The organism is Pseudomonas sp. P135 (genome assembly GCF_020312125.1).
Taxonomy (GTDB): Bacteria; Pseudomonadota; Gammaproteobacteria; order Pseudomonadales; family Pseudomonadaceae; genus Aquipseudomonas; species Aquipseudomonas fragariae.
In genome coordinates this window covers 1-14,591 of record NZ_JAGPYR010000023.1, presented here as the reverse complement: position 1 = coordinate 14,591, position 14,591 = coordinate 1, and the positions used below count along the sequence as shown (strand labels likewise).

At 60.8% G+C, this 14,591-nt stretch carries 9 protein-coding genes; 3 read left to right on the top strand and 6 right to left on the bottom strand.

Annotated features, from left to right (window positions below; genetic code table 11):
- Positions 1–598 precede the first annotated feature (598 nt).
- From KBY08_RS23810 to KBY08_RS23800, 3 genes are all read right to left on the bottom strand, one after another.
- Complete coding sequence (locus KBY08_RS23810) at positions 599–2,431, bottom strand: ABC transporter ATP-binding protein (protein ID WP_011268676.1); 1,833 nt, start codon at positions 2,429–2,431, stop codon at positions 599–601.
- Positions 2,432–2,532: 101 nt separating this feature from the next.
- On the bottom strand, positions 2,533–3,096 hold the full coding sequence (locus tag KBY08_RS23805; protein WP_011268675.1) for a peptidylprolyl isomerase A: 564 nt from the start codon (positions 3,094–3,096) through the stop codon (positions 2,533–2,535).
- Positions 3,097–3,329: 233 nt separating this feature from the next.
- Positions 3,330–4,253: a LysR family transcriptional regulator gene (locus tag KBY08_RS23800; RefSeq protein ID WP_003402385.1), complete on the bottom strand. Its 924-nt coding sequence runs from the start codon at positions 4,251–4,253 to the stop codon at positions 3,330–3,332.
- A 67-nt stretch (positions 4,254–4,320) separates the two neighbouring features.
- Between KBY08_RS23800 and KBY08_RS23795 the strand changes: the two genes are divergently transcribed.
- Positions 4,321–4,635 (top strand): 3-phosphoglycerate kinase, encoded by a 315-nt coding sequence (locus tag KBY08_RS23795; RefSeq protein WP_111522717.1) that lies wholly within the window; start codon positions 4,321–4,323, stop codon positions 4,633–4,635.
- A gap of 187 nt (positions 4,636–4,822) precedes the next feature.
- On the opposite strand, the gene KBY08_RS23790 is transcribed toward KBY08_RS23795, so the two are convergent.
- Positions 4,823–9,655: a M10 family metallopeptidase C-terminal domain-containing protein gene (locus KBY08_RS23790; protein ID WP_111522716.1), complete on the bottom strand. Its 4,833-nt coding sequence runs from the start codon at positions 9,653–9,655 to the stop codon at positions 4,823–4,825.
- Positions 9,656–9,922: 267 nt separating this feature from the next.
- On the opposite strand from KBY08_RS23790, the gene KBY08_RS23785 reads away from it, so the two are divergent.
- Complete coding sequence (locus tag KBY08_RS23785; RefSeq protein ID WP_003402392.1) at positions 9,923–10,801, top strand: carboxylate/amino acid/amine transporter; 879 nt, start codon at positions 9,923–9,925, stop codon at positions 10,799–10,801.
- 1 nt (position 10,802) lies between these two features.
- On the opposite strand, the gene KBY08_RS23780 is transcribed toward KBY08_RS23785, so the two are convergent.
- On the bottom strand, positions 10,803–11,537 hold the full coding sequence (locus KBY08_RS23780) for an SDR family NAD(P)-dependent oxidoreductase (RefSeq protein ID WP_003402395.1): 735 nt from the start codon (positions 11,535–11,537) through the stop codon (positions 10,803–10,805).
- Between the two features lie 78 nt (positions 11,538–11,615).
- Positions 11,616–12,161 (bottom strand): Bro-N domain-containing protein, encoded by a 546-nt coding sequence (locus KBY08_RS23775; protein WP_024641236.1) that lies wholly within the window; start codon positions 12,159–12,161, stop codon positions 11,616–11,618.
- 549 nt (positions 12,162–12,710) lie between these two features.
- On the opposite strand from KBY08_RS23775, the gene KBY08_RS23770 reads away from it, so the two are divergent.
- Positions 12,711–14,591, top strand: a 1,881-nt coding sequence (locus KBY08_RS23770; RefSeq protein WP_225651282.1) for a DUF6531 domain-containing protein, incomplete at its 3' end; no start/stop codon positions are given.

The following is a 14,591-nucleotide window of genomic DNA, read 5'->3' as shown; positions in this document are numbered from 1 at the left end:
CACGGGCCTCTTCGCGAGCAAGCTCGCTCCCACAAGTGCGGTGTACACCTGACCGACAGGTGAGTAGCTACCCAGAAGACATCCAGCGACTGCACTGGCACCTTCGTGAGCAAGCTCACACAACTTCTGTGTACACCTGACCGACAGGTGAGTAGCTATCCAGCAGACATCCAGCGACTGCACGGGCCTCTTCGCGAGCAAGCTCCCACAAGTGCTGTGTACACCTGACCGACAGGTGAGCAGCTACCCAGAAGACATCCAGCGACTGCACTGGCACCTTCGCGAGCAAGCTCGCACAAGTTCGGTGTACACCTGACCGACAGGTGAGCAGCTACCCAGAAGACTCCAGCGACTGCACTGGCACCTTCGTGAGCAAGCTCACACAACTTCTGTGTACACCTGACCGACAGGTGAGTAGCTACCCAGATATTCAGCGACTGCACTGGCCTCTTCGCGAGCAAGCTCGCTCTCACAAGTGCGGTGTACACCTGACCGACAGGCGGGGCAGCGGGGAGATCACTGCCCCTGAAGATCTTATGGCGTGTGCAGATCTTGTGGGAGCGAGCTTGCTCGCGAAGAGGCCGGCAGCCTCGCCCTATCAATCCACGCCTACAAACCCGCCCGTCTGATGCTGCCACAACCGCGCATACAGCCCGCCATGCGCCAGCAGTTCGCTGTGCGTGCCGGTTTCGGCGATCTGGCCTTTCTCCAGAACCACCAGGCGATCCATGCGCGCGATCGTCGACAGGCGGTGCGCGATGGCGATCACGGTCTTGCCCTGCATCAACGTCTCCAGGCTCTCCTGAATCGCTGCTTCGACTTCCGAGTCGAGTGCCGAGGTGGCTTCGTCCATGATCAGGATCGGCGCGTCCTTGAGCAGCACGCGGGTGATCGCGATGCGCTGGCGTTGACCGCCGGACAGCTTGACGCCGCGCTCACCGACATGGGCGTCGAAGCCGGTGCGACCTTCGGAGTCCGACAGCAGCGGGATGAACTCGTCGGCGCGGGCCTTGTGGATCGATTCCCAGAGCTGTTCATCAGTTGCGTGCGGATTGCCATACAACAGGTTCTCGCGAATCGAGCGGTGCAGCAGCGAGGTGTCCTGGGTAATCATGCCGATCTGCGCGCGCAGGCTTTCCTGGGTGATTTCGGAAATGTCCTGGCCGTCGATGAGGATTCTCCCGCCTTGCACGTCGTACATGCGCAGCAGCAGGTTCACCAGCGTCGACTTGCCCGCGCCGGAAGGCCCGATCAGGCCGATCTTCTCACCCGGTTTGATGTCCAGGTTGAGGTTGTGAATGATCCCGTTGCCATTGCCGTAATGGAAATCCACGCCGTCGAACCTGACACCGCCGTTTTCGATCTTCAGCGGCAGGGCGCCGGGTTTGTCATTGACCGTGACGGGCTGCGAAATACTTTCCAGGCCGTCCTGCACGGTGCCGATGTTCTCGAAGATGCCGTTGACCACCCACATGATCCAGCCGGACATGTTGACGATGCGGATGACCAGACCGGTGGCCAGCGCGATCGCACCCACCGAGATAATGGACTGGGTCCACAGCCAGAGGGCCAGACCGGTGGTGGTGACGATCAGTATGCCGTTCATGGTGGTGATGGTGGTGTCCATCGAGGTGACCACGCGGCCAGCCAGCTGACTCTTTTCGGTGTGGTCGCGCATCGCTTCGCGCGCGTACTGCTGCTCGTGGTTGGTGTGGGCGAACAGCTTGAGCGTGGTGATGTTGGTGTAGCCGTCGACGATGCGGCCCATCAGTCTGGAGCGCGCATCGGACGAATCCACCGAGCGCTGCTTGACCCTCGGCACGAAATACATCAGCGAGAGGATGAACGCCGCGATCCAGGTGCCCAGCGGAATCATCAGGCGCCAGTCGGCCTCGGCGAACAGCACCATCGCGCTGATCGCGTAGATCAGCACATGCCACAGCGCATCCACCGTCTGCACGGCCGAGTCACGCAACGAGTTGCCGGTCTGCATGATGCGCTGGGCGATACGCCCGGCGAAGTCGTTCTGGAAGAAATTGACGCTCTGTTTGAGCACGTGGCTGTGGTTCTGCCAGCGAATCAGGTTGGTCATGCCGGGGCTGATCGTCTGGTGTACCAGCAGGTCATGCAGGCCGACGAAAATCGGCCGCAGCAGCAGGGCCACCACCACCATCCAGATCAGCTCGGAACCGTGAATACTGAAGAAATTCTCCGGCGGCGTGGTTTGCGCCAGGTCGATGATGCGGCTCAGGTAGCTGAACAGCGACACTTCGATCAGCGCACCGATCAGCCCGACCACCAGCAGCGCGGTGAACGTCGGCCATACCTGACGCAGGTAGTAGAGGTAGAACGCGAAGACGGTATTGGGCGGGGCAGCGGTAGGAGCGTCTTTGAAGATATCGATCAGTTTTTCGAAACGACGATAAAGCATTGGCTATCACACCCACGCGACGTGGGTTCTCCTTGATAAGTGGAGGCTCTCCCGTCCGGACCGCACGAAGCCCAAGGCTTCATGCGGTGCAGGTTTCCCGATCAGTTGACGCGTTTGGCGGACTTGATCAGGATCGGGTCGACTGGCACGTTTTGCATGCCTTTCTGAGTAGTGGTGCGGGCGTTGACGATGTTGTCGACGACGTCCATGCCCTTGACGACTTTGCCGAACACTGCGTAACCGAAGTCGCGTGCGCCGTTGTCGAGCATGGCATTGTCGTTGGTGTTGATGAAGAATTGACTGGTGGCCGAGTTCACGTCCGAGGTACGCGCCATGGCAATGGTGCCGCGGACGTTATGCAAACCGTTCTGGGCTTCGTTCTTGATCGGATCCTTGGTCTGCTTCTGAACCATCTGCGGGGTGAAGCCACCGCCTTGCACCATGAAGCCCGGAATCACCCGGTGAAAGATGGTGTTGGTGTAGAAGCCGCTGTCGACATAACCCAGAAAGTTCTGGGTGCTGACCGGCGCCTTGGTGTCTGCGAGTTCGATTTCAATCTGGCCGAAACTGGTGTCGAGTACCACGTGCGTGGCTTTATCCGGGGCAGCCATCAGGTTGGCGGCGAACAGCACGGAGCAGGCGGCGAGAGCGATTTTTTTCAGCATGTGGCAACACGTCCTTCATTAAGAGATATCGACTGTGACCGGCAAGGTAACCACGTTTGGCTTTTTTTGCCCAGCGTATTGGCGGGTTTGCAGCACTTCAGGCGATCAGGCTGCACGTCCATGGACCGCACAGGATTTTCAGACTGCGTTGCTGGCGATGAATTCCAGCCGCGTGTGATTGAAGTGCCGCAGACAGCCCTGACTGCGCGAAGAGCGCCACGTGCCTGCTCCGGTCAGGCGTTTTGCGGCGTGCCGAGTGCAGCGGTGAGCGGGGTTGTGTCAAAGCTGCGGATCAGGTCGATCAGGATCTGCGTGGCCGGGCCCAGCGGCCGGTCCTTGCTGGAGTAAAGATAGAAGGTCGGGTTACGGCTGCCGCCCTTGTCCAGGCGCAGGGGCTTGAGCAAGCCTTCGCGCAGTTCGCGCTCGATCATGTGCCGTGGCAGCCAGGCGAAGCCCAGGCCGTTGCTGACGAAGGTCGCGGCGGTGCCGAGGCTGCCGACGGTCCAGCGCTGTTCCGCGCCCAGCCAGCCGAAGTCCCTGGGTTGCTGCCTGCCGGAGTCACGGATGACCACCTGCAACTGGCTTTCCAGGTCCTGAAAGGTCAGTTCGCGATTGGCCTGATGCAGGGCGTGGTCCGGGTGCGCGACGGCGACGAACTCGACCGAGCTCATCTCGGTGCCCAGATGCCCGGCAATGCTGTAGCCGCTGATGGCCAGGTCCGCCACGCCTTCGAGCAAGACCTCCTCAACGCCGGAGAGCACTTCTTCACGCAGTCGCACCCGGCAGCCGCGGCTCTGCGGCATGAACGCGGTCAGCGCCTTGACCAGACGTGCCGAAGGGTACGCCGCGTCGATCACCAGGCGCACTTCCGCTTCCCAGCCCTGTTCCATATGGTGCGCGAGGTCTTCCAGTTGGCTGGCCTGTTTGACCAGCTGCCGCGAACGGCGCAGCAGTACGCCACCGGCTTCGGTCAGCACCGCCTTGCGCCCGTCGATACGCAATAACGGCACGCCGAGCTGTTCCTGCATGCGCGCCACGGTGTAACTCACCGATGATTGCGAGCGATGCAACGCTTCGGCGGCCTGAGCAAAACCACCGTGATCGACCACGGCCTGCAATGTGCGCCACTGGTCGAGAGTCACGCGGGGCGCTTTCATGCTGTAATTCCTCTTTAAATACGGGCTTGTTGTTCTACTCTGACAATCCCGACTCGGAGATTGCCGAATGAATCGACTGTGTTGTGCGCTGCTGGTCATGTTGCCGGTGACGGCCCTGGCGTACCCCATCGAGGTGGAAAAACAGTACCAGGACGTGAAGATCGATTATGTTGCCCACGACGTCTATCACGATACCGGGTCAATCACCGTCAACAACTACGGTGAAGTAGACGCCAAATGTTCGGTGGTGTTCATCAACGGGCCGGAGGCACCGCGCACCCGACGTGTGCAGGTTGGCGCAGGCAAGGGTCTCGACGTCTCATCCCGATTCAATCGCAGCATCATAAAGTTGCGAATCAGGCTCAGCTGTCAGCCCGCCTGAGAGTAGAGCGCTCTTATGGATAAGACAAATTTGTGGGTGGGGGCACAAAGGCTTCGCGTTTTTGCGCAACGCGTTAGTGATTGACCGGGGTTGTGGTGGGTGTCACTTACCCCGGTCGCTTTCGCAGATATTCTGAGAGTGCAGCCCTGTTTCCAGGGCTGTTTATGAGTGATGTGCTTTGCGACGATCAGACAATGATGTCGGCGGCCTGCAGCGTCTGCACGCCCGTGAGCTGGATTTCGAAGTCCGCGCCGATATTGTCATCGATGTTGCCGTACAGCACGCCGTCGGCAAAACGCAGCTCACCGCTGTTGTTGGCGCTGAACGCCGCGTTGCCGATGAACACGAAGGCATCGTGGCTATCGGTTAGCGGGCGGGCATCGAAGCCGGAGAAGTCCAGCTTGTCGCCTTCGACTGTCTTGAAGCCATTGATGATGTCGCGCAGTCCGCCCAGGCCCGTATCGCTGATGCCATTGAACACGTAGTGGTCTGCGCCGGTGCCACCGATCAGCGTATCCGCGCCTGATCCGCCGATCAGCACGTCGTCGCCCGCGCCACCGGACAAGGTGTCATTGCCATCGCCGCCACTCAGGGTGTTGGCGTTCTTGTTGCCGGTCAGCGTGTCGGCAAACTGGCTGCCGATCAGGTTTTCAGTGCCTTTCAGCGTGTCCAGACCCGAGCCGCCGGTGGCTTGCTGAGCGCTGGTGTTCAGCGCAACGGTGACGCCGGCAGTGGCGAACAGATACGACACGGTGTCATTGCCGTCGCGGCCGTCCATGACATTGTCGCCAGCGCCTGCGTAAATCAGGTTATCCAGGGCATTGCCGGTGGCGTTGGCAGCCCCGCTGCTGTTGATGACGATGTTTTCCAGATTGGCCCCCAGCGTGTAGCTGGCCAGCGAGCTGTACACCGTATCGACGCCGCCCACCTGCGCATCGGTATTGGTCTCGACCACCCGGTCGGCGGCATCGTCGACGTAATAACTGTCCGATCCATCGCCGCCGGTCAGCATGTCGGCACCTGCAGCGCCGTCGAGAATGTTGTTGCTGGCATTGCCGATGATGACGTTTTTCACGGCGTTGCCGGTGCCGTTGATCGCAGACACGCCGGTAAGCACCAGGTTTTCCACGTTGGCGCCCAGCGTCCAGCTGACAGACGACACCACGGTGTCCACCTGCGAGGGCGAGTCGTTGCTTTCGGTGACGGTATCGAAAGCGTTGTCGACCACGTAGATATCGTTGCCATCGCCGCCGCTCATGTCGTCCGCGCCCTGATCGCCGTCCAGCACGTCATTGCCGGAACTGCCGACCAGCGTGTCGTCGTCACTGGTGCCGAAGATATGGCCACCTTCGTTCTGGCCACTCTCGAAAATGGCCGCCGGGTCGCTGTTGTCAGCGGCGTTGCCCTGAAAACCCAGGTCATCGGCGATGAAATCGGCCAGACGCTGGCCGACGATCTCGGCGGACTCTTCATGCAAGTGCCAGACGTCATCGGGGTAAACCAGCGGGTTGACCTCGTAACGCAGGGGCAGGTCGGTGTAGTCAACCGCCAGCTTGACGTCGGCGCGCTCAGTGGCAATGGCTTCCTGGACGCTTCTGACGTACCCGGCGCCTTCGACAATGGCGTTGATCTTTTCGTCGGTGTAACCACGCGCCTTGGCCGCGTCGGTCTGGTAGTGCCCGGTTTCGGCGATGTACACGGTGAAGTCGCCGATCTGCGCGTGCAGGTAGTCGAACACTTTCAGGGTCGAGGCCTTGTACAGCTCGGCCGCCGCCTGCTTGTCGGTGGCGCGGGCGATTTCCTGAGCGGCTTCTTCGCCCTGGCCCCAGATGATCCCGGTGGTCACTTTGTCGATGGCGGTCAGCGACGCCAGTTGCGACTTGAGCAACTCGGTGGCGCGCAACAGCGCAGGGCCCGGCTCATCGGTGTCGACCAGCCACCAGGAAACACGCTGTTCATCCTGAGTACCGGTCGAGTAGCCGACCACGGTGCTGCCGCCTACGGCGAGGTCGATGCCATCACCGTTGGCGTCGGTGAACTGGCTGCGCACGTCGTAATCGGTGTAGCGGGTCAGGTCCTTGACCATTTCCGAGGTGCCGGACTGGTTATCGTCTTCAGTCATGCGCAGCAGGCGCGCGTTGGACTGACCCAGGGTCGGCAGGTAGAGAATCTCCTGCGCCTCACGCTGGCCGAATACGAAGTCCGCGTCGGTGAGGGTGTCGATCAGGTTGCCGCTCAGGGCGATCTCGAAGCGATTGCCGTCGGCATCCGCCGTGGCGGACTTGATGTAGGTCTTGTCGCCGGTTTCGTTGAGGGTCATGTACAGCGTGTGGTCTTCGCCGTTGCCCAGCCCCAGAAAGCCCAGTGCGGAGACGTCTATCTTGTCCTGACCGGGGGTGAAGTCATAGATCGTGTCGGTGGCAGTCAGGCCGCCAGCGTCGTAATCGCGGTAGCTGTCGGTCAGTGCGCTGTAGACGAACGTGTCGGCATCGGCGCCACCGTACAGGGCGTCGCGTCCTGCGCCACCGTTGATGATGTCGGCGCCGGTATCGCCACGCAGCGTGTCGTCACCGCCCAGGCCCAGAATCGTATCGTTGCCTTCGGTGCCGTACAGCGCCTCGGCGTTCTCGGTGCCGGTGAGGATCCCCGGCGTCACGTTGCCCACATTGATGGCAAAACTGTCGGCCACCGAAGCGCCGGTGGCGTCGCTCGCAGTCAGCAATACCGAGTAAAGCCCGGATGCCGTGCCGCCCGGTGTGCCGCTGAAGGTCAGGGTCTTGCTGTCGAACTTCAACCAGTCGGGCAGGGCGCTGTTATCGGCCAGGGTCGCGCTGTAGGTCAGCGTGTCGCTGTCCGGGTCGCTGAAGCTGCCGGGCTGCACGGCGTAGGAGAACGCCTTCAGCTCGGTAACGTTCTGGTCCATCAGCGGCGTGTTGAGGACTGGCGCCTGATTGGCGGCTGAGGCGGTAGAGAAGATGAAGTTGGACGCACTGAGTTTGTCGGCCAGGTTGCCTTGCAAGGCGATCTCGAAGCGATTGCCTGTGCTGTCGACCGCATCGGTCTTGATGTAGGTCTTGCTGCCGTCGGCATTGACCGACAGGTAAATGGTGTTGGCGCTGCCATCGCCTATGCCGCGCAGGCCGATGCTGGACAGGTCGATGCGGTCTTCGGCCGGGTTGAAGTCGGTGATCGTGTCGCTTTGCTTGGTGCCGCTGGCGGTGTAATTGCGATAGCTGTCCAGGCGCGAGTTGTAGATGAACAGGTCCGCGCCTGCGCCACCGGTCAGGGTGTCGGCATCGGCTCCGCCAGTGATCGTGTCGGCGCCCGCGCCGCCGTCGATGCGGTCCGTACCGGCATTGCCGTTGAGCACGTCATTGCCGTCGGTGCCGGTGAGGGTATCGCCGCCCGCCGTGCCTTCCACGACATGCTGGAAGATGAAATGGCTGGCATTGAGCGTGTCTTTCAGGTTGCCGCTCAAGCCCAGCTCGAAGCGGTTGCCGCTGGCATCGGCGTCGAGTGATTTGACGTAGGTGCGGTCCAGTGTGGCGTTGTAGCTGATGTTCAGCGTACCGCCCTTGCCGCTGCCCAGCCCGGTGAAGCCCAGGTTGGTCAGGTCGATGCGGTCCTGGCTGATGTCGAAGTCGGTGACCAGATCGGTCGCGCTGGCGGTCGCCGTCCGGTAGCTGTCGGTCAACTGATCGAAGCGAAAGGTGTCGGCCCCCGCGCCGCCGGTGAGCTTGTCGGCCCCGGCACCGCCGACCAGGATGTCGTCACCCGAACCGCCGCTCAAGGTGTCCTTGCCGGCCAGACCGAAGATCTGCTCGTGGGCTGCGCCACCGGTGATGACGTCGTTGCCCTCGGTGCCATTGACCGTCACCAGCGGGAACTCATCACCGGCAAAGCTGCCATCGCCATACACCAGGGTCAGCCCCTTGCTGGTGTGGCTGATGGTGTTGCCGACGATGCTGTTGCGGTCGGTGCCGTCTTCGTTACGCTCGGCGACGCCGTAGGTGGAGTTGTCACTGCCGGTGATCGTGTTGCCACGGATCAGGTTGTCGCTGCCGCTGAAGAACTTGCCGGACACGCCCGAGGTGTCGTCGTAGGACTGAATGATGATTTCCGGAACCGCTGAACCCAGCGCGTTGTTGCTCAGGGTGTTATCGAAGATATCCACCCCGGAACTGCCGTAAATGCGCACGCCGGCGTTGCCGTTGTCGTGGATGTCCACGCCGCTGACCGAGACCTGGCTGGACAGCTTGATCAGTACGCCTTCTGCAGCGTTGCCATACACCGCGCCGCCGGTGATGGTGATATTGGCGGGCGAGGGGATGTTCTCGCTGCCGCGCTGCACCACGATGCCGGTGCTGCCATTGCCATAGGCAACGTTGTTGCTCAGGGTGAAGTCGTGGGTGCTGGTGACCACGTTGAAGCCGTGGCGATCGTTGTCATAGGCGACGTTGTTTTCAAACACGCTGTCGCTCAGGTAATCGGCCACGAAGCCGTCCAGGCCGTTGCCATGCGACACGCTGTTCTTGATCACCATGTTGACGGTCTGCTCGTGCGGGTCGAAGCCGTAGCCCGAGCAATCCTTGATCTCGACGCTGTCGAGGGTGACGTTCGAATCCTTGCCGTCAGAGCCTGGAATGTAACCGTTGAACCAGCCGTCCACCTTGCCGGTGGTGGCGTCGCGGTTACCGTCCAGCGTCAGATTCTTCATGCCGAAGTCGTGGGTTTCTTCGCCATAGGCCGAGCGCACGATGCCGGTCACTTTAGTGTCCGAGCCATCCGCGAGCTTGATGATCGTCTCGCCCATGCCTGCGCCCGACAGGGTGACGTTGCTCTTGAGCATCAGGCAGCCATCCGAAGGCTCCTCGCCACCGGACACGACGTACGTTCCGGCGCCCATGACCACTTCACCGCCGCCTGCCGCAGCAGCTGCGTCGATTGCGGCCTGAATGGCTGCCGTATCGTCAGTGACGCCGTCGCCCAGTGCTCCGAAGTCTTTTGTGTTGAATATCATGGTGTTACTCCAGGCGACGACGAATGTGGATGAATTAAGTCAATATTGCAGCGCCGGGATGATAAGACCTTTTTCTGTGGAAAAGTTGCCGATATGGGCTATATTTTCGTCGAAACCGACGACATGTACGTCAATAATGCGACTGTCATATTTGTGACGGGTAACGCGGGGCGCGGCGACGGCTTGGCGTCAAAAAGCGGCGGCCGTCGAGTGGACAGTGAGTGACGCAACCGCTATGGTCGCGCCCTTCAAAAATGGGGGGCGGGCATGGGTTATCTACTTTTCGTCACACTGATTCAGGCGTTTTCGTTCAGCCTGATCGGTGTCTATCTGGCCGGGCACGTCGACAGTTATTTCGCGGTGCTGGTCCGCGTGGTGCTGGCCGGTCTGGTATTCATTCCGCTGACCCGCTGGCGTCAGGTCGAACCCCGCTTCATGCGCAGCATGCTGCTGATCGGCGCGCTGCAATTCGGCGTGACCTATGTCTGCCTGTACCTGAGCTTCAGGGTGCTGACGGTGCCGGAAGTGCTGCTATTCACCATCCTCACGCCGCTGCACGTGACGTTGATCGAAGATGCGCTGAATCGACGCTTCAACCCTTGGGCATTGCTGGCGGCAGTGGTCGCGGTGTTGGGCGCCGGCGTGATTCGTTACGATGGCCTGGACGGCGACTTTCTTGGCGGCTTTCTGCTGCTGCAACTGGCCAACTTCACCTACGCCGCCGGGCAGGTGCTGTACAAGCATCTGGTGGCGCGCCACCCGAGCGACCTGCCGCATTACCGACGCTTCGGCTACTTCTACCTCGGCGCACTGGCGGTGGTCCTGCCCGCGTTCCTGATGTTCGGCAACCCGCAACACCTGCCCGAGGCGCCGACCCAATGGATCGTGCTGCTATTCCTCGGCCTGTGTTCGACGGCGCTGGGCATGTATTGGTGGAATAAAGGCGCGTGCATGGTCAACGGCGGCACACTGGCGGTGATGAATAACCTGCATGTGCCGCTGGGGCTGTTGATCAATCTGCTGATCTGGAACCAGCATGAGGACTTCACCCGCCTGCTGATCGGCGGCGGGGTGATCGTGGCGTCGGTGTGGATCAGTCGCCTGGGCGTGCGACGCGTGCCGGAGAGCGTTTCCGGCACACGTTGAGTCAGACGTGCTGGCCGCCGTTGACGTGAATCTCCGCACCGTTCACGTAGGACGCGCCAGCCGTACACAGGAAGTAGATCAGCGAGGCGACTTCCTCGGGCTTGCCCAGCCGGTGCATCGGCACCAGCCGCTCGACAATCTCGGCGGTGCCGGGTGACAGAATCGACGTATCGATTTCACCCGGCGCAATGGCATTGACCCGTATCCCGTGCGGACCGAAATCGAAGGCCATTTCCCGGGTCAGCGCCGACAGTGCCGCCTTGGACGTGGCGTAGGCGACGCCTGCAAACGGGTGAACCTTCGAGCCGGCGATCGAGGTGACATTGATGATGCTGCCCTTGGCTGCCTTCAACTCGTCAAACAAACCCCGACCCAGCAGCGCGGTGGAGAACAGATTGACGTTGAACACCTTGATCCAGGTGCTGTAATCCGACTCCAGCACACCCATGCGCCCGCCGTCCTCGGTCTTCGGTGAAACGCCGGCATTGTTGACCAGCGCATCGAGCCGCCCGCCGAGCTTGTCCTTGATTGCCGCCATGCTCTCGCTGACGCTGTCGATGTTTTCCAGGTCCAGGTGAATGTGATTGAGCAGACCTTCAGCCCACGGGCAATCATCGACCCAGTTCTGCCGCGACGCGGTAAACACCTCCCAGCCAGCGGCATTGAAATGCTTGACCGTGGCATGACCAATGCCCCGGCTTGCGCCAGTCAGCAAAAGCTTTTTCTTGTCGCCCATGAGTGCATTCCGGTTTTTAGGGTGGATGCATCATGTTTTTTGCTGGGAAGGGTGTCAACGGGGTTCAGGCAGTACCGGTCAGGCGGCAGTGCGCATTGTGTTGATGCGCTTCAACATCCTGCGCCATAACGGCCGCTTCGGACGAGGAGCTGCCTCGGCCACCACATTCGGCATGTCGCGCAAGCGAACCCAGGTTTCGCTGCGCCAGTGCAGCACGCTCAGCGATGTGCCGGGCCATTGCAGCTGGCTCATTCTGGGGTTATCCAGCGTGACGTTCTGTTGATCATGCAAGGTCGTCAGCACCTCATGCGTCAGCCACTGACGCAGCGCGCGGTTCTCCGGCACGTAATGATGAACCAGCAGCGCCAGCACGCCAGACTCGCTGATCATCAACTGCCGCTGGCACTCGCCATGAGCTTCCAGCCAGACCTCGCGACGCTGATCCGCATCGAGCTTGAGCGTGGCGCGCTCATCCAGTGCCCTGCCCATCAGACGGGCAAGGTCGGCGAGGCAGAACCAGGCTTGAGATTCGTTGAAAATGGCGCGAAGGGTGCGGCTGTGGCGGAGGAAGAGGGTGGCTTCGAAATGGGGGGTATGGGTGTTTCTGAGAACGATATTTTGCATGGGTGACGCTCTTTTTGGTTATCGAGAGCCGCCACGGATTGTCGCCAAACATTGGGTGGCAGCTGTGTGCAGGTTGGCGAACCGGGCAAAAAGACAAACCCCGGCAGACCCGAAGATCTCCCGCGCACAGCCGCCATAGCGCGACATGCAGGCCGACAGGATCTGCTGTTTCGCGATGGAGCGTATTTTTGTCTTTTCTTTGGGTCGCCAAACCCAGCCGCTGATTTTGCAGCGAACGGCGGGGAGGTTAGCGTGGCAGGGGTGGGGTGGCAAGGGTGTGGGGGTGGGTTTGGGACGTAGGAAATGGCATTTTTCCGAGTAGGCCTGCAGCTATTGTTGTATCTTTTTCGAACTGTGTCGCAGAAATCCAGTGGGTCAGTCGCGTAAGGTATGTCGCAGTAGATGAAGTTGGCCTGAGGCTGACCGAACTTAGACCAATAGAGTTCAAGGACAGACAACCTAAATGGACTATCAAGCGCCGCAATACATCACCCGCTCTTCGGGTTGCCTCATAGGGTTTTCTGCTATGGCCAGGTGGGAGTAGGGGAGATGTTCGAAGCAGCACGCTTTGGTGACGAAGTATCGCATACCGGCGCCCTGGGGGGCTTCCTGATCGGGGCTGTGCTCGGTATTGCGCTCATTGCGACGGTGGCGATCGCAACCTTCACGTGCGGGTTCGGCGTGGCTCTTCTGGCAGGACTTGCAGCAGGCGTCGGAGGTAGCCTGCTCACCGCCGCAGGAGAGGCCATAGGGAGTATGTTTTCCTCCCCTTCCGGCACGATCATCACGGCCTCACCCAATGTATACATCAACAACCGCAAGGCAGCGCATGTTGAAAAAAGCATTGGTGCCTGCGACAAACATCCAGGGCCGGTCAAGATTGCCGAGGGTTCGACCAACGTCTTCATCAACAGTGTGGCGGCGGCGCGCAAAGGCGACAAACTGACCTGTGGCGCGACCATCTCCGGCGGCTCCGACAACGTATTCATCGGCGGCGGCAGGTATCGCTATCTGCCAGTGGACGACGAAATTCCAGGCTGGCTGCGCACTACCGTCGATGTACTGATGGCCGTGGCGGGTGCGGCAGGTGGTATCGCCCAGTTGATCAAGGCCGGAACGCAGGCAGGCATGAAAGCGGTGCTGCCCTGCGCCCTGAAGTTCACCGCAGGTTTCGTCGCCGGCGAAGTGGGCAGTCGCTATGTGGTTGAGCCTGTGATGCGCAGTGCCATCGGCGGCCTGAGCGGCAATCCGGTCGACACCACGACTGGCCGCAAGCTGATCCCGGATGAGATCGACTTCAGCCTGCCCGGCCTGATGCCCATCGAATGGTCGCGTTTTTACGCCAGCAATCTGAATGTCGACAGCGTACTCGGCAAAGGCTGGGTACTGCCGTGGGAGCAAAGCCTGCGCAAGCGCGGCAGCTTCCTCTACCTTACGGACAACCAGGGCCGCACCGTTCCGTTCGTGGACATAGCGCCCGGCCAGCGTATCTACAACCCTCACGAACAGGTTTATCTGGTCTGCACGCAGGGTGGTCACTACCTGCTGCAGACGCTGGACAACATCTTCTTCTACTTCGGCGAAGTGCCTGACGACAACCAGCCGGTCCCGCTGGATCGTATCGAAAACGCACTCGGTCACTTCCTGCATTTCACCCGCACCGAACAAGGCACGCTGACCGACATCAGCGCGACGGGCGGCGTGCGTGTGCACCTGCATTACGACGAAGTGACGACACGCCTGACCTCGGTCAAGCGCATTGTCGACAACGAGGCTGTCGAAACTCTGGTCCAATACCACTACGACAGTAACGGCCAGCTCGCTGAGGTGTTCAACCGCAACGGTGATTCAGTGCGCCGTTTCAGTTACACCGATGGCGTCATGACCCGCCACAGCAACGCACTGGGCCTGACATGCGAGTACCGCTGGGAAACCATCGGCGGCCAGCCGCGTGTCGTCGAACACCAGACCAGCGATGGCGAACATTTCCACTTCCGCTACGACCGTGAGGCCCGCACCACCTGGGTCACCGACGTATTGGGGCGCGAGCTGGAAATTCATTACAACAAGGACCATCGCGTCACCTCGAGCCGCGACTACAGTGGCGATCACTACGTTATCGAGATCGACGACACCGGCAACATGACCGGGCTGACCCTGCCCGATGGCAACCAGCTGGCATTCGAGTACGACGAGTTCGCTCGGTTGCTCAAGGAGACCGATCCGCTGGGCCGGAGTATTCGCTACCAGTACCACCACCTGACGACGCTGATCACTCAGGTCGATTACCCGGATGGCAGTACCTGGAAGGCCAACTACGATGCCAAAGGCAACCTCGTGGCCGAGATCGATGCGCTGGGCCACAAGACCGAATACCTCAACGGTGAGGACGGCCTGCCGCACACCATCGTCGACCCGACGCTCAAGTCC